The following is a 24,725-nucleotide window of genomic DNA, read 5'->3' as shown; positions in this document are numbered from 1 at the left end:
CAGCCCTGACACCGGTGTCACTGTATTAACGCATAGCAATGACACCGGTGTCAACCCCGGGTAACAAAAATAGTTTAATATTTTAACATGACCGAATAATGACCTAATTGATTTTTAGGCACAAAGTATATTTTAGCAAGTTCAGAGCAAAAAAAAGCCCGAATAAGCGTCACTCATATTCGGGCTACTGTGAAAGTGTTTTTAACTCACTATTTTATCGCAGAGGTAGACTCACGTGTAATTAAGCGCGACTCAAGCGTTACCTGATACGGCTGTTCTTGCGGTTGAGCTATGTGTGAAATAAGTTGAGTTACGGCTTGTTTAGTCATCTCTTCAACGGGCTGTGCAATAGTCGTTAAACCAGGCCAAATATGACGCGCAATGGGTGCATTATCAAAACCAGCTATTGAAATGTCATCAGGCACTTTTAATTGGCGCTGGGTAGCTAATTTTAATACCGCTGCCGCCATGTAATCGTTTGATGCAAATACAGCTGTTGGCCTAGGAGACAAATCTAATATGCTACGTGCACTATCTACACCAGAATGATAACTAAAGTTACCCTCCTCTACTAATCGTTCATCAAACTCTATCCCATGGCTTGCAAGTGAGCGCCTGTAACCTTTAAAGCGTTGTTGCGTAGCACTGTGATCCGGGTGCCCTTTAATAAACGCTATAGATTTATGCCCAAGGCTAATTAAATGCTCAGTAATTTCAAATGCGCCTTGTTCATCATTACTACGAACCGAAATAGAATCATCTTGAAGTAAAGCTGACGCAACTCTTGCGTAAGGAATTTTTTTAGATTTTAAAAAAGCAACAAGCTCAGCAAAATCACCAAAAGGAGGTGTTAGCACAATGCCATCTAATCGAGAAGTCTGTAGTAATTGCTCAATATTATTTATAAGGGCTTCACCACGAAACTCACAAGGATGTATCAATAAATTATAGTTATTTTCTTTACATGCTTCTAAAGCACCCGTTTGCACGCGAGTAATGTAGCTTTTACTTGGGTTATCGTAAAGACACCCAATAATAAAGCTACGATTTTGTGCAAGGCCTCGTGCAATTGGATTTGGGGTGTAATCGAGTTCTTTAAATACCGCAAGCACCTTTTCTCGGGTTGCAGCACTAACATTAGGCTCGTTATTTAAAACGCGTGATACGGTTTTTTTAGAAACACCAGCATGACTTGCCACACTGTTTATTGTTACTTTTTTCATCACTCTATTTTTCCAAATGCGAACAAGGAAAGCTCCTTATTTGCTGTTGTGCAAACACGCTGCGGCACCAATTAGTGGAATATTATCTTGTGTTACAAGTATTACAGGAATTTGCCCTGCGTATTGCGACATAATACCCTTTTGCGAAAATCGTTCAACAAAACGACTTTCTAGAAGTCTTGCTTGCATACGAGGCAGTATTCCACCGCCAATAAATAGTCCGCCTAAAGCGCCGTAAACAACGGCTAAATCGCCAGCTACACTGCCGATCCAATCACAAAATTGATTAAGAGTTGCATCGCACACAGCACATTCACCGCTATTTGCTAGGCTACTTATTTGCGCAGCATCTAAATTTTTAGCTGTTACACCCTTAACCGCAGACATCGCTTTGTATAAATGCGTTATGCCAGGGCCTGAAAATACAGTTTCAATAGAAACATGGGGATGATCTTTACGTAATTCATTTAATAGTAAAGTATCGAGTTCATTAACAGGTGCAAGCGATATATGCCCCCCTTCTGAACTTAAAACAGCGGTAGATTGCGACGTTCTAACTAAGCACGCGGCACCAAAACCAGTACCGGGACCTATAACACCAATGTTTGCATTATCATCAGCTTGACCTGATTTAACAATGACATTTTGTTTAGGATCTAAGTAAGGAGCCGCATATGCAAAGGCAGCAAAATCGTTAATGACTTCTAGTTGCTGTAAATCAAAATGAGTTTTAAATTCACTAACACTAAAATGCCAACCTAAATTGGTTAAATGTACCTGCCCAGCTTTTATTGGACCTGCAACGGCTAAACATGCGCGTTTAGGTGTAATATGCGAGACTGTTTGTAAATATTGCTCAAGCGCACTTTCAAGTGAACCAAAATTAGCACTAGGAAAAATATTAATGTGCTCTATTACAAATTGGTTAGTATTTTCATTAAAAGCAGTTATTAAAGCAAAGCGGGCATTAGTGCCGCCAACATCAGCAACTAAGATGGGATCAAATTGGGCAGAAGAGTTTAGGCTCATAGTATTATCTCTTTTGTTAAGCGACTCGTGCTTATTATTTTACAATGGTATACCATTGTTATTTATACTTTGAGCTATCACCTCAAAGTAGCTATCACAGTAAAAAATGCTGCCTATAAAATATATAAACAGCGAATACGTTTTGACAACAAAATGATAAAACATTTATATTATGACACCGGTGTCAGCCGTTTATCAATAAAAATATACGTTAATTCACAAAAAGCTTGAAATTATTCATTAATAACCGAAAATGGCACAATTATTTATCAAATTAATTAAGTTGTAACAATGAAAGGTAAAGCCACCTCATTTGATATTGCCCACTATGCAGGGGTATCTCAATCAACTGTATCTCGCGCTTTACGTAACAGCCATCTTGTTAACGAAGAAACACGTAAACGTGTTTTCGATATAGCTAAAAAGCTTAATTATAAAGTTGATAAAAATGCCAGCAACTTGCGTACACAACAAAGCAGCACACTTGCATTACTTCTTTTCGAAGACCCTACCTCTGATGAGTCACAAATTAATCCTTTCTTTTTAGCCATGCTTGGCAGCATTACCCGTGCTTGCGCTAAAGAAGGTTACGATTTATTAGTATCATTTCAATCGGCCAGTGCTGATTGGCAAGCAGACTATGAAGATAGCCACAGAGCCGATGGTATTATTTTACTCGGTTATGGCGATTACATTGATTACCAACCAAAATTTAACACCTTACTTGAACAAAACACTAAGTTTGTTTGTTGGGGTGCAACGGTTGATAATCGCCCAGATTTAACTGTTTGTTGTGATAACTACGGTGGCGGTAAGCTCGCCGCTGAGCACTTTATTGCTCACAGCAGAACTGATTGCGCTTTTATTGGTGATGCATCTGATCATAGCCCTGAATTCTTTAGTCGCTTTCAGGGTTTTAAAGATGAGCTATTAGCTAACAACGTAAAAATAAACGAACGTAAAATGGCTAATGCTATATCTACTGAAGAATCTGGATATCACGCCACTCGTTCGCTTATCGCTAATAATATTAAATTTAACGCCTTATTTGCTGCAAGCGACTTAATTGCTATTGGCGCTATACGTGCACTTAAAGAAGCAAATATTAACGTGCCAAAAGATGTTGCGGTAGTCGGCTTTGATAACATAGCCATTGCTAGTTATGTAAACCCACCGCTGACGACGATAGAGCAAAACACCACTGTTGCAGGGCAAATGCTCGTAGAGAACTTATTAAAACTGATACGTGGTGAAGAAGTACAAAGTACCCTATTAGCTCCTATTCTCATTCCTAGAAGGTCAAGCTGAGCTTATTTTTTAAGCAAACACCGGCTACATCTGTTCACATCCATTTACAAACAATAAAATTGTATAATAAACAATAGATTAAAATAAAAATCATCTGAAAAACTATACTTTTCCGTCAAAAAGACATCAATTCCTCCCCCCTTAGCAATAGCTAGTCGTTAACTGTATTTACTATTTTGTGTCTGTAATGTAAATTTATTGTGCCGCTATAACCTTACTCTGTAACTTTATAGCTTAAATAACAATAATATCTCAGGGATTTACATATGTTTAAAACTAAAGCTCTATCAAATGCAATAAGATACTCTTTATTGCTAGGCTCTGTAGCCTTAGCGCCTAACGCGCTAGCTCAAGAAAATGACTTGAATTCAGACGTAGAATTAGAAGAAGAAGCACCTGAACGAATAGTTGTAACAGGCTCACGTATAAGAAAAGCTGAATTTTCAAATGCATCACCAATTCAAATTATCAATGGCGACTTATCTCGTGAAATGGGTTTATTTGATGCAGGCTCAATGCTTCAATCGACCAGCCAAGCGGCTGGNCTGGTGCTCAAATAGATAATACATTTGGTGGTTTTGTACTAGATAACGGTCCGGGCGCTGCAACAATCGGATTTCGTGGTTTAGGTGCTGAACGAACTCTTGTACTTATTAATGGCCGAAGAATGGCTCCTGCTGGCGTTGGTGGTGCACCAACATCCCCTGATTTGAATTTAATACCTGGCGTAATGATTGAACGTGTAGAGAATTTATTTGATGGCGCATCAACCGTTTATGGTTCTGATGCGGTAGCGGGTGTAGCTAACGTAATATTGAAAAAAGATGTTGAAGGTTTTATTTTTGATGCATCTTATCGTCAACCTAAAGGTGAAGGCGGTGAAGAAACTGTACTTTCGGGTATGTGGGGCAAAACCATGGATAATGGTTTTATCACTGTAGGCGTTGAATATTCAGAACAAAAATCTCAATCTTTATCTGGTAACCCTTTTGTTAAAGGATGTGAAGAGCGTATTTGGGAAGCTGAAGATGGCAGTATCGTGACGAGAAACAGTGGCTATGGTCCTGTAGCGAGTGGTGAAGATTCATGTGATATTTTCCCTCTAACAAACCGTATTAGCGTACCTTCTTTCTTTGGTAGTGTTTATTACACTCCTAACTTTACAAACACTGGTATTCCAAACTTCAGCGAATCAACTGTACCATCAAGTCTTGAAGGATTTTTACCTTCATGGGTAGCTGGCGATTTCGATGGTGACGGTATAAACGATGGTGTATTTGTTGATGGAAACGGCGATGGTTTCCGTGACGTTGATTTCCAAGACCCTCTATACGCTTTCCAACAATCTGATTACTACAAAAGCGGTGATTACAGAAGTAAAAATGAACGTATTTCATTAATGCTTAATGGTGAATACAACTTCCAAGACGATAACGACACAACTTTCTACTATGAAGGTTTATATGCGAGTCGTAAATCACCAATTTTTAGCCCTGGTGCACAAATATTCCAACAAGTAGTGGCGTCAAACCCGTATAACCCTTGTGGTACAAACGGTATTGACTGTTTTGGCGTGTTAGGTGTGGGCCCTGGTGGACCAGAAGCCGTTCAGCCAATCATCAACATTCGTGGTGACCGTGATCAAACTGAGGTTGAAGTTTCACAATATCGTTTAGTTACTGGTGTTACTGGTAACCTCGGTATGTTTGAAAACATTGGTTTAGACAATTGGTACTACGACGCGTCTGTATCGTACAGCGCATCTAAAGGTACTGACCACCGTGTTGGTATTGATGAAGAGCGCTTGATTAACTCATTAGAAACTGCTGTTCTTAATGATGATGGTACTGTTACCTGTGGTACTGGTTCTGATGGATGTGTTCCTGTTAATTTATTTGCAGACAGTATTTACCAAGAAGGCGGCGGTACGCTTTCACCTGAAGAAGCGGCCTATTTATTTATTGACCGCGACATCGAAACTAAAGTAAACCAGTTTGTTTTTAATGCATTCATGGGTGGTGACTTCTTCGCACTACCATGGAATAACGAAACTGTTGCAGGTATCGTTGGTATTGAATATCGTCGTGATGAGATTGAATCAAATCCTAATGCAGCAGCATCACAAGGCTTACTATGGGGCTACTTTGCTGACCAAGGCGCTGATGGTTCTCGTAATCTAAAAGAAATATTTACAGAAGTTGACTTCCCTTTACTTAAAGGAGTTAAAGGTGCTGAAGAACTTACATTTACAGCTTCTGGCCGTGTTTCTGAGGAATCTTTCTACGATGCTGAATCAACTTATAGTCTTAAAACTATCTACCGTCCTGTTGATTGGTTTACTCTTCGTGCTACAAAAGGTACTTCTTATAGAGCGCCAAACTTACGTGAACGTTTCTTAAACGGTACGTCTGGTTTTAATACAGTTGCCGATCCATGTGTTGTTCCGGAAGATGCTCGTAATATTGACCCATTGAACCCAGGTTCAGCAGCTACATATAATGCAGCTGAAGAAACACGTGATACAGCGGTATTAAACGCTTGTCAAGCATCAGGTATTGATCCAACTACTCTTGGTTTAGGTCAAGGTGGGACTGATTCATATACTGCTACTTACAGCGCTGAGATTGAAACTGGCGGTACAACTGAGCTTAGTGCTGAAACATCAGTGGCTAAAACATACGGTTTTATCTTTGAACAACCGTTCACTGATGCATTTGATTTAACAATGTCATTAACTCGTTTTGATATTGAAGTAACAAATAGTATTGCAGAGCCAAGTGCTTTCTACAGTATTGGTCAGTGTTATTCTGCAGATGGTAATGATGCTTTTTGTAGCCGTATAGGGCGTGACGAAAATGGTCAAATTGATTTAGTTGATGCTAGCTTTATCAATATTGGTTTAATCTCATCTAAAGGTTTTGATTATAATATCTACTTTGAAACAGATACGGTAATTGCAGAAGAAAACTTAGGTATTACACTAGACCTTCAAGCTACGCGTATGACAGAGCAAGTTTTTGATGTACTTGGTACTATTGATGACAATATGGGTGAGCCAGATTCACCAGAATGGCGCGGTACAGCACGCTTACAACTTAAATATTCTGATTTTAGATTTAACTGGGAAACACGTTTCATCGGTAAAGGTCGTGAAGATGAAGATGATTTAGGTGAATTCGAAGAAGGTACTGCAGGTTGTCGTGGTTTAACTGACGCAAATGGTGCTCCACTTAAATGTCGCCCTGTTGGTTTCACTGATGACTACTTTGTACATAACATCGGTATGACTTGGTCTAACGATGCTTATAAAGTGAACTTTGGTGTACGTAACGTATTTAATGAAGCTCCACCAAAAGTAGATCCAAATGGTTCTTTCTCAAATACTAACATTCCTCTAGGTGTTGGTTATGATACTTCAGGACGTAGCCCGTACATCAGTTTTACAGCTTCTTTTTAATTAGAATTGGCTGAGTATATATTCAATCCAGATGGCCTAAAATTTTAGGCCATTTTTTTTGAGGGAATAAAAAATGAAACTTAAAAAAAGAATGTTAGTAGGATTTACCTTACTAAGCCTATCTTCTTTCGCTAATAGCGAAACTGAAGATGCGACACAAGTGAGCAGTATCGATGCTTTCTCAATGTCATCGGCTATCCGTAGTGTTGTAGCATCACCTGATGGTAAGAAGCTTGCTATTTTAAGAGCGACCACCAAAAATGGTGACTATATAATTGAGATAAGAGATCCAAATAACCTAGAAGCAGACCCCGTAAGGTTGGGCGCTGATAAAATGCTGATATCTTCCATCGTATGGTTAAACGATGAAAAACTTGGCGTTATGTTTAGACAAATACTAGAAGATGGAAGTCGCAAATACTGGGTTAATAAGTTTGCAATAACTGATGCAGATGGTGAAGGCGACTGGTTATTACCATTTAAGAAAAAGCGAAATGTTCAATTTAATATAATAAATATACTTCCAGACAAAAAAGATGAAGTACTCGTAGAAGTTGATATTAACAATAACTACATTCCAGATGTAGTGAGATTTAATATTAACACTGGACGAAGCGTTACTGTAATGCGCGGAAATGAAAAAGTATCAGGCTCGTTTGTTTCTGACTACGATGGTGAAATAAGAATAGCCCAAGGTTGGAATAAATCTGATAACGCAATCGATTATTATGCCCGAGATAAAGGCAATGATGATTGGAAAGTAATTAAGCAAGTTAGTCCTAAAAAGCGTGAAAACTTTGAGATATTAGGATTTGCAAAAGGTAATCCTAACGAAGTTTATGTTAACGCCAACTTAGGCGAAAATACGACTGGCATTTATATTTACAATATTAAAACAGGTCAGTATTCTGAACGTCAATTTGGTCTTAAGTCTGTAGATACAGACGGTGTTATACTTGATACCGACGGCACTTTACAAGGCTTTCGCTATACAACCAAGCAGCCTAAGTTTTATTTCACAGACCCAAACCTTCAAGCACTTAACGAATCTGTTGCCTCTTTATTTAAAGATAAGTTTGTACAAATCATTAGTAGCTCTGATAACGATAACGTATTAGTGGTCAGAGTATCTGCTGACGATAATCCTGGCAGCTATTACATTGTTACTGATAAGCAGAAGCTGACTAAAATTGGTGACCGACTTCCGTTTATTGATAAAAGTAAATTAGGATCCGTTAAATATATCTCTTATAAAGCAAGAGATGGACGCAAAATAAAAGCGTATGTAACCATCCCTGCGACTAAAGGTCCTTACCCTGCGATAGTACTTCCTCACGGTGGTCCTTGGGTGCGTGACTCTGTTGTATTTGATGACTGGGCGCAGTTACTCGCCTATCATGGTTACGTCGTTATTCAACCAAACTATCGTGGATCTACGGGGTACGGTCTGGAGCATTGGATAGCCGGTGATAATAACTGGGGCTTGAAAAAACAAGATGATTTAGACGACGCGGCACAATATTTAATAGATAAAGGCTTAGCAACAAAAGATAAGCTTGCTTTATTTGGTTGGAGTTATGGCGGTTATGCTGCATTTGCTGCATCTATGCGTGAAAACAACATATATAAATGTGTTGTTGCCGGTGCAGGGGTAAGTGATTTAAGCCGTATTAATGCAACTCTTAACGAAAATCGCTTTTTAAGTATTTTACAACGCCCTACGATTACAGGTGTATCCCCTGTAGAGCAAGTAAATAAAGTAAATATTCCTATACTGGTTGTGCATGGTGATATCGACAGTCGTGTTCCAGTAAAACACAGTAGAGACTTCGTATCTGAGCTTGAAAAGTACAAAAAAGACTTTAAATATATTGAGCTTGAAGATGCCGATCACTTTTCTGATACGCTTTTCTACGATCATAAAAAAGAATTTTATACCGCGTTGTTATCATGGTTTGATAATAAGTGTGGCCTCAAATAATGTAACTAAAAAGTGACACTCATTTTATTTGAAGAGCATTCTTTTGTTTTAATATTAAGTGAGTACATAACAAAAAGGCTTCTAAATTTATTTAGAAGCCTTTTTTAATAACTACAGCATGTTTTATATTAGTCTTTAAGCGATTCGGCAACCACCGGATAATAGTCCCAAACTTGTTTATCACTGAGTGAGCGTACAAGCTTAATGTATTCTGCATGTGTCCAAGCTAGAGGTGTTGCTGAGTTTGTGCCCTCGCCTAACGCATAACCTGCTTTATTTACACCCACGCCATCCCATACTTGCTCAGGTAGCATCATGCCGCTATTAGCAAACTGCTCTAAACCTTTTACGTAACTATTTTTAATGTCCGCTTGTTTTGCATCATCTAGCGTATTATTTGCGTTTGCGGCCGCTATTTCATAGTGTCCGCGTTCGCCTGTAAAAAATGGCCATACACGACCACGTTGGCCTGGCGTGTTGCTCCCGCTTTCGGCGTAATTAGTACCTGTGATTTCATCTTCGCCGTAACCGTCGTTGCCATAACGGCGATAGCCTGCAAATGTGCCGCTACCATCGGTAAAGTTAAAGCTGTATTTAACTTGTAAGTTATCTTCAAGCGTTTCGTCGTCATACTCAGGCAGGGTTTTAACTATACTTGAATCGTTGGCACTTCTTACTCCATAGCGGACTAATTCTAAAAAACCACCGTCTAAAATCTGCTTTTTGTTAAAACCTTCACGGCCATTGTTGGCGTTAATTTTAGTATTAGAGTTAGCGTCGGTGTCTTGACCTATACGAATAAAATACTCGCCATCGGTGCTATCACCTTTTAAATTACCTTCGGTGGTAAACATTTGCGATTCTATATCACTGTTGTACTTTTTAGCCGTTGCTAAATAACGATCTGCATTTTGAGTATCACCACTGAGTGTTGCTATGTCACTGGCTGNCAGCCGTTGTAGAAGGAGAATAACCACTTTGCTCTTCCCAGCGCTCTTGCTGTGTTGCAGGTGGAGTGATTTGCATGTCGTTCCATAAAATTTTAGCTCTTCCGCCATCAACTAAAAAGTCAGCTGCCGGTTTTAGCATGCGTGCGTACCAATCTTTAAGTTCGTTATCACTTAGTACGTTTGCTTGATGTAACTTCCACGCGAGCATAATTGGCATAGCTGTTTGATCTAGCTGTACCCCTACCCATTCAAGTTCACCATCAACATGTGTTTTTTGTAAAAACCATCCTGTATCACCATTGTTACCGGGGGTTTTGCTAGTAACTTGTACTTTTTCAAGGTATTCGAAGGCCGTTTTTGCAGTCGCTGTATCGCCTAAGGCCATAAATGCCATAGCTACTTGATAAAAATCACGAACCCATACCGCTTTGTAACCAGTCGAACCCTCTTTGGCTGAAACAGTTTCACCCCAAGGATTAGAAAGTGAGGCAATGAGCGCACCCGCATTAGTTTTGTCTTCTTGCGCTTTTAGTACCATTGCACTGGTATAAAGTAGCTTACCGTCATCGGCTGTTTGCTTAACCATTGTATTTAATGGCTCAAGGCTTTGTAAATAATCTTCCCAGCCTAGCGCTTCACCTTTACCGTTGTAGGCATCAAGCACATTTTGATAACCTTTAGATAAGCTCTGTGCACCTTGTTGCTGGCTTTGCTGCTGCGTTTTACCAAAGCTTAGTGCTAAATCAAATGTGGTATTACTATCGATAGTACCAAGCTCTGCCAGCAGAGTGACGTTACCGGCCTTATCGCCAGTGTTTGAATATTGTTTGCTTAGTGTGTGTTGTTTTTTAAGTGAGGTGATGCCATCGCTCACGCCTGTAAAGCCTACGCTTTGCATTTTGAATGGCGTAGATGATTGTAACGTTAAAAAATTATCATCTTCCCATGCCACTAAGCCTTGCTCAGTGGTTTTTGCAAAATCACCTAAGCCGTTGTTGTTTATATAAGGGTTAACAGCAACATACGCTTTCACGCCTTTAAGTGATGTATTAAAAATACTGCGTACAAACAATGTTTGTCCGTCAGGGTCGGTGAATATGTGTTTTTCGAGGGTAAAACGCCCTTTCTTATCTGTACTTGTGACTTTGTAAGCAAGCGATAGTGGTCTGCCTTTATCGTCTTTATGTAAGTAATCAATTGTAACGTCTAAGTCGTCAGCTTCAGTGACTGTAAAATCTTTACCGGTTACTACAAACTGCATATCTTTAATTTGAGCTTGGTGAATGAGTCCAAACATAGTTTCGGTGATCATACCTTTGGCAATTGAAAACCATACTTTTGATACTTCACCTGTCGCAGCGTTGTTATTATATTGGCCGTTTTGGTATTGCTCAAAAGAAGTACCAATTCCGGTTTTACCCGCGTAAGCCCAAAATGGTTCAACACCTGGTGCGCCAGGGGCTGCTGAAACTGTAGCGTCAATATTTTCGTTATTCGTATTTTGTGCACCACAGGCTGTTAAGCCCAAAGTTAAAAGAGCGGTAGTAATAAGGTTATATTTTTTCATTGTGTGACCCTTAGTTTGAATTTTTAACGCGCATTACAGCAATCGCAGCAACAACAAATGATGCGGCACCAATTAATAATGCGTAAATAGGCTGGTTAGAAAATACGTGGCGTAAAATAAGCCCTAAAATACTAGCGGCAAGCAATTGCGGTATAACAATAAAGAAGTTAAAAATACCCATATACACGCCCATTTTGTTACTCGGTAGTGCATTACTTAACATTGCATAAGGAAGCGACAAAATAGATGCCCATGCAAAGCCAACACCTATCATAGGTATAAGGAGCATTTTTGGATCTGTTATAAACATAAAGCTCGCAAGGCCCAATGCGCCTAGTAATAAGTTAAAGCAATGTGCGCCTTTTAAGCCCATCTTTTTAACTAAGAATGGAATACACATAGCAGCAATGGCCGCAAAACCATTGTAAGCTGCAAATAAAATACCGACCCAGTCGGCACCATCGTTGAATGCTTTACTGGTTGCATCGCTGCTACCATAATGAAAGCTTGTTACTGCGGCTGTGGTGTATATCCACATAGCAAATAACGTAAACCAGCTAAAAAACTGCACCCAAGCAAGCTGCTTCATTGCCTCTGGCATGGTAAATACATCTTGTACTACTTGGTAAAAACCGCCTTGTATTTTGTTAGCAGCCTTTAATGCGCTTGCTATCCACTGCACAATACCAAACGCTAGTAAGCCACCAGCAAGTAGGTATAACTCTTTTTCAAGCGATAAACCCATTACTAAAGCAAGTGTTGCTAAACCTAACACCACAAAAATAATGGCACCTTTATTGAAGTTGATATCTACTAATGCGGTGTTAGTCGGTTTGGCAGTGTGGTTTTCAAAAGCAGCTAATTGCTCAGGGCTATATTCTTTAGTTCGCATAACTGTCCAGAGAACTGCAACTAGCAATACAACCCCACCCCAATAAAATGAATATTTAACAGATTCAGGGATTTGCCCTGGCGCAGCAGTATTACTTACGTCAAACCAATTGGTCATCATCCATGGTAGTGCTGAGGCTAATACCGCACCAATACCAATAAAAAAGCTTTGCAAGCCATAGCCCGTAGCACGTTGTTTTTCTGGCAGGTTATCGCCTACAAGTGCTCTAAAAGGTTCCATAGTGACGTTGATTGATGCATCCATAATCCACAACATACCTGCCGCAATCCAAAGGGTTGGTGAATGCGGCATGATAAAGAGTGAGATAGTAGTAAGTACCGCCCCTATGAAAAAGAATGGACGTCGACGACCAAAACGTCCCCATGTTTTATCACTCCAATAACCAATTATTGGTTGCACTATTAAACCTGTTAGCGGTGCTGCAACCCATAAAATAGGAATATCATCAACTTGTGCGCCTAGGGTTTGAAAAATACGGCTCACATTGCCGTTTTGTAGTGCAAAACCAAATTGAATGCCTAAAAAGCCAAAGCACATATTCCATATTTGCCAAAAACTTAGATTTGGTTTGTTGCTGTCATAATTATTATTTTGATTATTCATGATTAGCCTTATTAGTTAAAACTGCGCTACTAAATGCATCTAGCGAAAGCATAAGCTTTGTAACTTCTTTGTCAGTGATGATCTTTACCGTATTTTGTTCAAGTAAGTCGTGTAGCGGTTTATTTCGCTCAAAGGTCTTTACTTGCTCTGGTGTTAAATTAATTAATACCGTTTGTGGCTCCTCACTAAAATTACTAAAAACATAAATAGATTGCTGTCCCAGCGTGCGTACAAAACCAACAACACGCTCGCTACCACTAACCGAAAGCGCTGTCATGGTTCCACCTACAACAGCGGGTAAACTATTAAGAGCCATTATTGCTTTATAATAATCACGAAGTGATGCTTGTTCGCTCGTTAAGTTAGCGCCGTCGAATTTACCTTTATTCATCCATGCTTGATGCGCTGGTACACCAATATAATCAAAAATGCTGGTGCGAGTAGGTGTTCCAAAACCTGCGTTTTCAGATCCGTCCTCTCCCACATCTTGGGCAAAATATAATAAAGTGGGTGCGCGACTAATTAAGCTAGAAACGACCATTGCTGGTTTCCCCCAGCGTGCATCACCTGCAAAATCAGGGCTAGCAATGCGTTGTTCGTCGTGATTTTCTAAAAAGTGCAGCATGTGCGCTTCAATATCAGTAACTTGGCTTTGGGCTGGAAAAATAGTATTGGCAGCTTGCTTATTCTGCATAATGGCTTTTAATGTGTCGTAAAAGCCGACTTTGTCATACAAGTAATCCATTTTTCCTTGCTGAATATACGCTCTGTACATTTGTGGGTTGTAAACTTCAGCCAATAAAAACGCATCGGGCTTTTGCATTTTTATTGATGAATTTAAAAAGCTCCAAAATTCAACCGGTACCATTTCGGCCATATCGTACCTAAAGCCATCAACGCCTTTATCGAGCCAGTACAAAGTGATGTCTCTAAATTTATACCAACTATTAGGAAGCTCTTTATTTTGCCAAAACGCATAATGAGCGCGATAATCTTGGTTTTCTAGTTCTTTGGGTAATGCAGGAAAGTCATAGCTGCCATCAGGCTTAACGCCATAATTCACTCTTACGGTTTCGTACCAATCGTTAATATCTGGCTTGGGTGCACGCGCCCCATTACCCGTCCATTTAGTGGGTGTTTCGTCAAAAAAACCATCAGCTAAAGGGTGAGTATTACCCCCTAAAACTGTATAGCTTTGTGATGTTGGAACCTGAAAAGACTGACCTGGTACATAATAAAAGTTATTATTTTTATCGTACTCTTTGCTGGTGTCGTCTTGCTCACCAAAGTCTTTTACTCCTTTGGGTTTTGCTACTGATTTATAATCACGCGCAACATGGTTAGGCACAATATCAATAACCACTTTCATACCATGTTGATGAGTGCGCTCAATCAGATCACTAAACTCACCCAACCTATTAGTCACATTTATCGCTAAATCTGGGTTTACGTCGTAGTAATCTTTGATTGCATAAGGTGAACCTGCACGGCCTTTAACTACATCAGGGTCGTCTTGCGTAATCCCATACTCGGTATAATCGCCCACTAGCGCATGATGTAAAACACCGGTATACCAAACATGGGTCGTACCCAATTCTTTAATACCTTTAAGTGCAGCATCGTTAAAGTCAGCAAATTTGCCTACACCATTTTGCTCTTTTGTACCCCAAGGTACATTTGCGGTTAGTGTGTTACCAAATAAGCGTGTAAATACTTGGTATACAACAGGCTTTGTTAACTCATTTTGCGCCTGTTTAGGCGCTTGCTGTTGTTCGGTTTCTTTATTATCTGAGCAGGCACTTGTTATAAGTGCGCTACACAGTAATGCGGGTACATAAACTGATTTTTTCATTGTGTGTCTTTTTGTCAGTAGTGTTATAGCTTTATACTAAAGATATCTGCAGCAAGCATACAGTTGCTGCATACGTATTCACTTAAACATTCACGGCGTATTAATCACTAATACCGTAGCAGCCATTGGCTTTAAGTTAATATTGTTAGTTAGTTTAAAAGTGTGTTGTTTGAATAATGCCTGCGCATTGGCATTTTTTGGTATAACTTCTTGCATGTAATCAAGATTATGCTTTTGTTTTACTTTGTTTTTATTCATAAAAACTAATACTGTTTGCGTATCACTAACGCGAGCATAACTATACACACCATTGTTCGGGCTGAAATGAACGAGCTTACCCTTTGTAAGTGCCGGGCTTTGCTTTCTAAAGTTAAGTAGCGTGCTTATAGTCTTGTGCATATCGCGCTGCTCTTTACTTAAACCTATTCCAGTAAACGCATTGGCGTTTTGATTTTTAAACCCACCTGGAAAATCAATGCGTATATCACCATGATCTTTACTCGGCGTGTTATCTAATAATATTTCGGTTCCATAATATATTTGTGCAATGCCGCGCGTTGTTAAAAACAAAGTCATCGCCATTTTAGTTTTAGCTAAGTCTTGCCCAAGCTCCGTATATACACGGCTCATATCGTGGTTATCAGCAAACACCATAATGTTATTGGTGTCTGGGTATAAAAAATCGTTAGCTAATGACTGATATACTTTAACCCAGCCTGTACTCCAACTTTCATCTTCATTTAAAGCTCGAATTACCGCCTCTTGCAACGAAAAGTCCATCACACTGGGTAAGCTTGACACATACCCATCTTGATTAACTTTGCCGCGCTGCCAATACGACGCTATTGCAGGGTTTGAAGTCCACTCTTCGCCAACAATATTAAAGTGTGGGTATTCATCCATAATGGCCTTGGTCCAATCACTTAAAAACGCTTTATCTGAATAAGAATAGGTATCTACACGAATACCGCTTAAATCTGCGTATTCAATCCACCAAATTGCATTTTGAATCAAATACTCATTTAATAATGGTTGGCGCTGATTTAAATCGGGCATGCTAGCGACAAACCAACCATCGCTAAATTGGCGTTTATCGTAGTTACTTGCGTGTGGATCTTGAATTGTTTGGCGCGCATGGCTTGTGGCATTTTTGCCATTTTCAAACTGCCCATTAAAGTTAATCCAATCTTGAGTTGGTTTATCCTTCATCCACAGGTGCTCAGAGCCAAAGTGATTAAGCACCATGTCCATAACAAGCCCAATTCCCTGCTCTTTAGCCTTTGTTGACAACGTTTTATACAACTGGTTTGAACCCATACGTGGATCAACGTTGTAAAAGTCTGTAATCGCGTAACCATGATAAGAGTAATCTGGCATGTTGTTTTCAAGCACTGGAGTAAGCCAAAGCTGTGTCACGCCTAGATTATTTAAATACGGCAGCGCATTAATTACACCTTGAATATCACCGCCATGTCGCCCGCCTTTAAAGCTTGTATTTGCACTTTCTAACATACCTCTAACTGTATCGTTTTTTTCATCACCATTTACAAAGCGATCTGGGTTAATTAAATATAAAGCATCTGCATTTGTGAAACCTTGGCGTTGCGCGCTATGTTTATCTCGGGTAAGTAAAGGAAATTCAAAGCTATGTACTGGATCGCTACTCTTAAATTGAAGCGTTCCTGCTTTGGCGTTATCGCTAATATTTAAATGTAGAAAAGCATAATTAGGGTTGTCAGTGCGGGTTACGTTATTAAGATTAACCCCTTTATACTTATCTAATTTAAATTCTTCGTTCGCTATATTTTGCTCATGTACGAGTACTGTAATGTTATTTTTATTCATGCCTACCCACCAATTGGCAGGCTCTACATTAAGTGCATAACTAAAGCTTGGTAAGCTACATGCGCTTACTAGTAAAAGTGTGTTTAAAAATCGCATTGTTATACCTTTTTAATGCTGGCTAAAAAATTCTGGTGAGTTGGTAGCTGCGCAACTGTTGAGTTTATCAATGTTTTTAAAGTAGAGAATAAATCGCTTAGTTGATCATCACTTAGTGAATCAACAATACTGTTATAGTCATCAGGGATAAGCCCTTGCCCTATCATGACTTGCTGCCAAGCAACTTCAGCGAATAGTTCATCATCTTCCCGCACTACTTTGCCTGTTTGTTTAAATAAACTCAGTTTATGGGTAAGGGAATTTGGTATATCCATTTGCATGCATTGACGCCAAAACGGGGTATCTTCTCGCTCGGTGAGTTTATAATGCAAAATAATAAAATCGCGTATATGCTCTATTTCAATAACGCTTTGTTTATTAAACTGCGTTACTAACGCATCGCTAATGCCATTATGTGGAAATAGTTTAATTAAGCGTGTAACCGCAGTTTGAATTAAATGAATACTGGTTGACTCAAGCGGCTCTAAAAATCCACTTGATAAACCAACCGCGACCACGTTTTTATGCCACTGCTTTAAGCGCCGACCTGTTTTGAATTTTATAATACGGGGCTCTGTAATTGGCTCAGCGGGTAAGCTTTTTAGCAGTAACTGCTTAGCATCATCATCTGACAAGTATCTACTGCAATAAACAAGGCCATTGCCAATACGATTTTGCAGTGGTATTTGCCATTGCCAACCAGCACTATGTGCAATAGATCGCGTATAAGGTTTTAGCTCATTGGTACTTTGCGTTTGAACAGCCACTGCACTATCGCATGGTAAGTAATGAGACCAATCAATAAACCCTGTATTAAGTGTTTGCTCAATTAACAAGGCACGCAGCCCGGTGCAATCTATAAATAAATCACCACTAATTTGACTATCGTTATTAAGTGTTAGGCTTTTAATATTGCCTGTATAGCATTGTTCAACATGGTCTATTTTTGCATCTATATATTTAACACCGCGCGATATAGCCAACTTTTTTAGATATTCAGCGTAAAGCGTCGCATCAAAATGATATGCATAACTCAGCCCAGGTAGTTGAGTATTTGGGATGGTATTTAAAGGGGCAAACCTATGCTGTTTAGCCGCTTGGTAATTGAGTGAAAAATCCCATAGTTCGTCTTCGCAACCCGTAACTTGGCCTTTTAACCAAAAATTATAAAAATCACAAAAGGGAAAATCTTTACCAAACGAGCCAAACGCATGCATATAGCTATGCGATTGGGTTTTCCAGTTTTCGAACTCTATACCTAATTTTATTGAAGCATTAGTGGCATTAATAAAATCTTGCTCGTTTATACCCAGCGCGTTATTAAGTTGAATAATAGGCGGTATTGTTGCTTCACCCACTCCTACGGTACCAATAGCCGATGATTCTATTAGTGTGATATTAATTACTTTACCTAACACTTTATTAAGCAGTGCTGCTGTTATCCAGCCTGCGGTACCACCGCCTGCAATTACCACGTGTTTTATTGGTTTCATATTATTATCCACGTTTTATTAAATGTAAGTACGGTTAAAAAGTTAGGTAAACTAGCTATAAAAAAGCCCTTGTAACACAAATTACAAGGGCTTCTACACACAGCTTTTATTATAGCTTGTAGCTAAAGCCTAACAAGTAAGTGCGACCGTAATCTTGGTAATCACGTACTTGTAAAGCATTGTCGCCTGAAAGCGACGTAAACGGTTCTTCGGTTAGGTTTTGTACTTGGAACTGAATTGATAAACCTTCAAGGCTCTCTATACCTGCTTCACTAAAGTCGTAACCCGCTTGAACATCCCAAATAGTTTCACCTAAAATATCAACTTGTTCCGTATCAAAGCCTAAACCATATACATCGCCTTTAAAGGCACTCCGTTTACGCATACTGGTACGTAACTGCATACCATGCATTTCGTAGTAAACCGTTAAGCTTTGAATTTTATCTGAAAGACCAGGTAGTTCGTAATCGTTACCGTTTTGGTCCTCAATATCAGACTCAATACCAGTATGGCTGGCAATTAAACCAAAACCTTCAAGAGACGGATGGAAGATTTTAAATGGTAATGCCAGTGACAGCTCATAACCATATAAATCGCCACCGCCGCCATTTATTTTACCACTGCCAGTACCCGATGATGTTGCTGGTAATTCTCCGGTAGATGGATCTGCGACACCCGACATATCAATTGCGTAAGTACCGTCAAAAATCCACTGAGTTAAATCTTTATAGAAAAACGCTGCAGAGAAGTAACCCTCATCACTAAAGTAATTCTCGTAAGTAAAATCGTAGCCTGTTGCTTCTTTAGGCTCTAAATTTGGATTACCACCCGATACAGACCAATAGTTACCATTTTCATCTGGCGTTTGATTATATGACGCATTAACTGATGAATTCATTTCATCTAAGCGTGCACGAGAAATTGTTTTAGCAGCACCAAAACGTATCGTTTGTTGCTCATCAATCGCAAGTGACAGGTTTAAGCTAGGTAATACGTGTGAGTAATCATGACTTATGTTTGTAGGTGATGTAACAACCACACCATCAACAGTACTAAATGCGTTACCTTGTGATGATTGATCAGTTTGTACATAACGCACGCCCACGTTACCCGTTAATGCAAGACCGCTTACTTCAGCATTAATATTTGCTTGAACAAATGCAGAAGTAATTTCTTCTCTTACAGTCCACGATTTCGTCGCATGACTTGTATTTGTTAAGCTCTCTGCAAGTAAGTCGTAATAACCATCGTTAACTAAGCCATTTACGTCATAAGCAATCATATCGCCCATGCCTATAAAGCCTAGGTCAACACTTCCGTTACGGTACTGTTCTGGCACGCTAAGCATGCCTGGGTTATCAAGCGAAAAGCTAGATAACGTCATAAAGTAACCTTCTGAATCTTTTGTTTTCTCACGTTCTTTGTAAGACATACCAAATTCAATAGAGCTTATGTACTCGTTTTCTAATACCTTTGAAGCCGCTATTTTTAATGTTGATAATTCATCTTCAATGGTCGGTGCATTAATAAAACCATCTTGCGCTTGGTTTTCATACTCAGTGCCAGTCAAACCATATTTATCGTTAAGTGCAGAGCTTGCACCCCACGATAGTGGGCCACCTAATTGTATTAAACCATAATCGCTATAATCTAAATCATGTGAAAAAGTAGCTCCAGTGTTACCACCATTAAATGTGTAACCCAAGTTATCTGCTACACCGCGAGCATCACCACGACCAGTGCCTGAATAGCTTTCAACACTCCATATTTTGCGCTCTACTTGTGAGTAACTTGCATCAAACTCAACTGACCATGAATCGTCAATATCGTATTTAGTATTAAAACCAAAGGCTGTAAGTTCGGCTTCGCGTTCTTCATAATCGTTACGAACTACAACACGCTGACCTTGTGTTACTGCACTTGTTATAAAGCCAGATGCTTCATCAACTACAACACTATTTGCATCAATACTACCTTGTCCCCATGCAAATGGAACTTCAATACCGCGTAGAATTTTTTCATCTGTAAAATCTACATATAACGCATCAAACGTCATATTTAATTTATCTGTGGGCGCCGCTTCTAAAACAAGCATTGCCGAATCACGCTCAAGCGTTGATGAACGTACGTAAGGTTTAGCACCACCTAAAATTGAATAATCGTTACCATTTTCAGTGAATTCTGGATAACCCCATGAGTTCCAACGTTTTTCTTGATTTGGTGAACTCATGGTGTTTAGTGCAAATGCAACACCAATGGTATCGTCTGCAAATTGATCAATGTATGAAATAGTGCCTCGGTAACCGTCGTCGTTGCCGTCAGGGTTTAATTTACTAAAGCTGGTTTGCTCATACTGTCCATTTACTTGTACAACACGTTCGCCTTTGCTTAAAGGACGAACTGTTTGCATATTAATAACACCAGCAATACCCTCAGCATCAATACTTGCATTTGGCGTTTTATAAACAGTTACACCGCTCATTATTTCTGATGGGTAAAGGTCAAACTCTACACCACGGTTATCACCAATCGATACTTGTTCACGACCATTAAACGTTGTGCCACTTTCATTCTCGCCAAAACCACGAATAGAGACACGACTTGCTCGGCCGTCTAAGCGCTGAGCTGTTAAACCGGGTAAACGCGCAATCGATTCAGCAATTGAAGAATCTGGCAATTTGCCAATATCTTCAGCCGATATAGATTCTACAACCTGTGTAGAGAAGCGTTTTGTGTTAATAGACTCAACCACACTGCCACGAAAGCCTTTAACTTCGATAACTTCTACATCATCTTTTTTTATTGTATCTTCTTGAGCAGCCTGTGTAGCAAAGCTCGATAAGCCTGCAGCTGTTAATGCCAAAGTTAATATACTTGGTTTGAACATAGACATAATGTTTTCCCGTTACCCATATTGTGATACCCGCGTTCAATGTTTAAGTGATAGTTAAACAAGGCGAGCTAATTTTGTTGTCAGGATGAATATTAACGCCAGATTTATTTTATTAACAACTTTATGCATACGTATTCAACAATTTCAATGTAGCCTAACATTAACACATATTACACACATGTATTTTTAACCAATTGATTTTATTGGTAATAAGATAGATAAAAAACATAAGACAAACATCAATAGTCAAATCAATTCTATTGAAACTTAATGGCACTTTTACTTAAATGTAAACAAGGTGAAATTAATTATCACTGTCAAATAACGTTTAAATTATTCCACATTTACCAAGCGTTAAATTGGTCAGACCATTTCATATAGATCTTGGGATATATTTCCCTTACAGTACAATCTGTTAGATTCAATTTAACTAATAAATCAATGACTGACGTAATTGGTAAACAATAGATACGCAAAATGAACGCTACTAAAGCCACTCTAACCACTTATTTTTAATAAATTTATTGCATTATTTTTAGTGCATACGTATGCAGACTTTTTACAGGATTAAAGGCTTCACGTATGCTTTTTGCAAATAACGTGATTAATCGTAATCACAATAAAGAATAGTCTAAATACTGTGTGGAATGACGGAGAAAAGCATGACCCAAAAGCAGTGGTATAAAGGTGCGGTTATTTATCAAGTTTATCCGCGTAGCTTTCAAGATAGCAACAACGATGGTATTGGTGATTTAAAAGGGATTATTAATCGTATTGATTACATTAAAAGCTTAGGCGTTGATGCAATTTGGATTTCACCTTTTTTCAAATCGCCAATGAAAGACTTTGGCTACGATATTAGTGACTACCGTGACATTGACCCGCTTTTTGGTGATTTAAACGATTTTGATGAACTTATTAGCCAAGCCCATGATCGCAATATTAAAATTATAATTGACCAAGTACTAAGCCATACGTCAGATCAACACCAATGGTTTACAAATAGCCGCGAAAATCAAAATAACGATAAAGCGGATTGGTATGTTTGGGCTGAAGCCAAAGATGACGGCACAGCACCTAATAATTGGCTGTCTATTTTTGGTGGTGGCGCATGGCAGTGGGAACCTCGCCGTGGGCAATATTATTTGCATAACTTTTTAACCGAACAACCCGATTTAAACTTTCATAATCCTGACGTAAGACAAGCTGTACTTGATAACGTAGAGTTTTGGCTTAAAAAAGGCGTAGATGGCTTTAGATTAGATGCTATTAACTTTTGCTATCACGATGCACAACTTCGCGATAACCCAGCTAAACCAAAAGATAAGCGCCAGGGTCGTGGTTTTAGTGAGGATAACCCATACGCATTTCAGTATCATTACTACAACAACACTCAGCCAGAAAATATTGAGTTTATGCAAGACATTCGCACATTACTTAATAAATACCCAGGTACTGTATCGCTTGGCGAAATCTCATCAGAGGATTCATTAGCGACAATGGCGCAGTACACCCAAGGTGGCGATAAGCTGCACATGGGATATAGCTTTGAGCTCTTAACAAATGATTATTCAAGTGAATATATTAGAACTACGGTTCAAACTCTTGAACAACGTATGACTGAGGGTTGGCCGTGTTGGGCATTTAGCAACCATGATGTAGAGCGCGTAGCGAGTCGCTGGAGCGAAAATGGCATAATAAACCCTCAGCAATGTAAAATGCTAACCGCCCTACTTGCTTCCCTTCGTGGCAGTGTATGTATGTACCAAGGTGAAGAGCTTGGTTTAGGTGAAGCATCTGTTGCCTTTGAAGACTTACAAGACCCATATGGGATTACATTTTGGCCTAATTTTAAAGGGCGTGATGGCTGTAGAACGCCAATGCCATGGGAGCAAATTGATTCATCTCATGCCGGTTTTAGTGATGTAAAACCTTGGCTACCCATTGATGATGCACACAAACATCAATCAGTTGCGATGCAAACAAATGATAGTCACTCAATTTTAAACGCCTACCGTGAGTTTATGGCGTGGCGAAAAAAGCAAACCGTTTTACTTGAGGGTGATATTGAGTTTATTGAAACGCCTGAGCCTGTGCTTGCTTTTTATAGAACGCTTGGAACGCAAAAAATGCTTTGCCTGTTTAATCTAAGTTCTCAACAAACAAATATTGATATGCCGACATCAATCGTTAAAGAATATAACGAGCTTAGCCACCACAGCGCAAAATTAAGCCAAGACAGACTAACGCTTGAGCCTTTCGCTTGCTTTTATGCAGAGTGTTAATGACATCAATAATTACACTTAATGTTACAGCTAAGCTCTAAACATAAAAAGCCCAAGTAAATTACTTGGGCTTTTTTGTGCATTTAATTTTTCTAATGACTTTGGGTTTTACTGTTTAAGTAATCAGTTAAAGCAAATAAAACGCCTGACATTACAAACGTGACATGAATAGTCACTTTCCAAAGTAGCTCATCACTTGGATATGCACCTGAGTTAATAAAAACTTTTAATAACTCAACAGCAGAAATAGCCACTATCGCACTTATTAATTTCATCTTTAGACCTGAAAAACCAACTTTGCCCATCCAAGATGGTCTGTCTTCGTGATTATCAATATTAAGCTTAGAAACAAAGTTCTCGTAACCACTAAATGTAATGATCAGCAATAACCCCGCTAATAATGCCGTATCAACTAAAGTTAGAATACCGACAAGTAACTCTTGATTGGTTGCTGTAAATGTCGCAATACCCATTAAATAAAGCTGCTTAAAAAACTTTATTAACAACAGTACAACTGCAAATAGTAGACCCACAAAAAATGGGGCTAGTAACCAACGCCCTTTAAAAATAAAAGATTCTAATGCATGCTCTACTTTATTAGCTTGGCGTGGTTTTTTATTAGGGGTGTGTAATGACATTGGTTTGACTTTTAATTAAAAAAGCGACCTTAGCTTATAAACCACTACAACACAATGTTGCGAAATCCTGACAAGTGAATTACTCATCCTCACGATAAAAATATTTCGTTATCTTTTATTTCGTTTTCGTTTAAAAATCAATATACCAACAGAGTTGTTCTGGATTGGGCACTACTGGTTTAAACCTAACCTTAAACTGGGTAAATCAGTCATCACACCATTTTTTTAGGAATAAACGAATGAAAAAAGCATTGCTAGCATTAATCGTAGCTCCACTATTTGCAGTATCTGCGACTTACGCGGTAGCAGACGATGCGCCAACAGCTTCAGCCGAAATGGTAAAAGAATACACAGAAATGTGTGTTAACTGGGCTAAAGATGATGACGTAAGCAATGAAGAGCTAAATGCCTACGTATTAAAATGCGTAAATGATGAGCTTGAATCTGAAGGCTATAAAAAAGTATCTTCTGTTAAGATTTAATAATACCAATTGCATTAAATTAGTGAGCTATTATAGCGCTAAAAAAATAGCTCAATAGCAAGTCGAAAAGCATGACATATAGTTGTTTTATATAAATGTTTTTTAACACA

At 39.0% G+C, this 24,725-nt stretch carries 13 protein-coding genes and 1 pseudogene; 5 read left to right on the top strand and 9 right to left on the bottom strand.

The features are described from left to right. Positions 1-209: 209 nt before the first annotated feature. Complete coding sequence (locus tag L656_RS0112040) at positions 210-1,223, bottom strand: LacI family DNA-binding transcriptional regulator (protein WP_010555045.1); 1,014 nt, start codon at positions 1,221-1,223, stop codon at positions 210-212. A gap of 36 nt (positions 1,224-1,259) precedes the next feature. Continuing rightward, complete coding sequence (gene glk, locus L656_RS0112035) at positions 1,260-2,252, bottom strand: glucokinase (RefSeq protein WP_024599394.1); 993 nt, start codon at positions 2,250-2,252, stop codon at positions 1,260-1,262. Positions 2,253-2,543: 291 nt separating this feature from the next. Here glk and L656_RS0112025 point away from each other — a divergent pair, with 291 nt between their 5' ends. From L656_RS0112025 to L656_RS0112015, 3 genes are all read left to right on the top strand, one after another. Beyond that, positions 2,544-3,560 carry a LacI family DNA-binding transcriptional regulator gene (locus L656_RS0112025; RefSeq protein WP_007582612.1) on the top strand — a complete coding sequence of 339 codons (1,017 nt, stop codon included), beginning with the start codon at positions 2,544-2,546 and terminating at the stop codon, positions 3,558-3,560. A 523-nt stretch (positions 3,561-4,083) separates the two neighbouring features. Beyond that, positions 4,084-7,017, top strand: a complete 2,934-nt coding sequence (locus tag L656_RS01000000122245) for a TonB-dependent receptor domain-containing protein (protein WP_342626607.1) — start codon at positions 4,084-4,086, stop codon at positions 7,015-7,017. Positions 7,018-7,090: 73 nt separating this feature from the next. Further along, positions 7,091-8,998, top strand: a complete 1,908-nt coding sequence (locus L656_RS0112015; protein WP_024599393.1) for an alpha/beta hydrolase family protein — start codon at positions 7,091-7,093, stop codon at positions 8,996-8,998. A 128-nt stretch (positions 8,999-9,126) separates the two neighbouring features. Here the strand turns inward: L656_RS0112015 and L656_RS01000000122240 are convergent. The 6 genes and pseudogenes from L656_RS01000000122240 to L656_RS0111985 form a co-directional block, all read right to left on the bottom strand. Further along, positions 9,127-11,515, bottom strand: a pseudogene (locus tag L656_RS01000000122240) (glycoside hydrolase family 15 protein). Between the two features lie 10 nt (positions 11,516-11,525). Continuing rightward, positions 11,526-13,031, bottom strand: coding sequence for an MFS transporter (locus L656_RS0112005; protein ID WP_010555040.1), 1,506 nt, complete (start codon positions 13,029-13,031; stop codon positions 11,526-11,528). Beyond that, entirely contained in the window at positions 13,024-14,883 is a 1,860-nt protein-coding gene (locus L656_RS0112000; protein WP_024599392.1) for an alpha-amylase family glycosyl hydrolase, read from the bottom strand. Before L656_RS0112000 ends, L656_RS0112005 begins: the two co-directional genes overlap by 8 nt. A 90-nt stretch (positions 14,884-14,973) precedes the next feature. After that, positions 14,974-16,824 (bottom strand): glycoside hydrolase family 13 protein, encoded by a 1,851-nt coding sequence (locus L656_RS0111995; protein ID WP_024599391.1) that lies wholly within the window; start codon positions 16,822-16,824, stop codon positions 14,974-14,976. Between the two features lie 2 nt (positions 16,825-16,826). Beyond that, the gene (locus tag L656_RS0111990; RefSeq protein ID WP_024599390.1) at positions 16,827-18,317 is read right to left on the bottom strand and encodes a tryptophan halogenase family protein; all 1,491 of its coding nucleotides are present in this window, start codon (positions 18,315-18,317) and stop codon (positions 16,827-16,829) included. Positions 18,318-18,426: 109 nt separating this feature from the next. Further along, positions 18,427-21,210, bottom strand: coding sequence for a TonB-dependent receptor (locus L656_RS0111985; protein ID WP_024599389.1), 2,784 nt, complete (start codon positions 21,208-21,210; stop codon positions 18,427-18,429). 662 nt (positions 21,211-21,872) lie between these two features. On the opposite strand from L656_RS0111985, the gene L656_RS0111980 reads away from it, so the two are divergent. Further along, positions 21,873-23,495, top strand: coding sequence for an alpha-glucosidase family protein (locus L656_RS0111980; RefSeq protein WP_024599388.1), 1,623 nt, complete (start codon positions 21,873-21,875; stop codon positions 23,493-23,495). Positions 23,496-23,587: 92 nt separating this feature from the next. Here L656_RS0111980 and L656_RS0111975 read toward each other — a convergent pair whose 3' ends face one another. Next, positions 23,588-24,133 (bottom strand): TIGR00645 family protein, encoded by a 546-nt coding sequence (locus L656_RS0111975; protein ID WP_024599387.1) that lies wholly within the window; start codon positions 24,131-24,133, stop codon positions 23,588-23,590. A gap of 239 nt (positions 24,134-24,372) precedes the next feature. On the opposite strand from L656_RS0111975, the gene L656_RS0111970 reads away from it, so the two are divergent. Further along, on the top strand, positions 24,373-24,615 hold the full coding sequence (locus tag L656_RS0111970; RefSeq protein ID WP_007582596.1) for a hypothetical protein: 243 nt from the start codon (positions 24,373-24,375) through the stop codon (positions 24,613-24,615). The last annotated feature ends 110 nt before the right edge of the window (positions 24,616-24,725 follow it).

The sequence above is a fragment of the Pseudoalteromonas sp. TAE56 genome (assembly GCF_000497955.1).
GTDB lineage: Bacteria > Pseudomonadota > Gammaproteobacteria > Enterobacterales > Alteromonadaceae > Pseudoalteromonas.
This window is presented reverse-complemented; position numbering and strand designations above follow the sequence as displayed.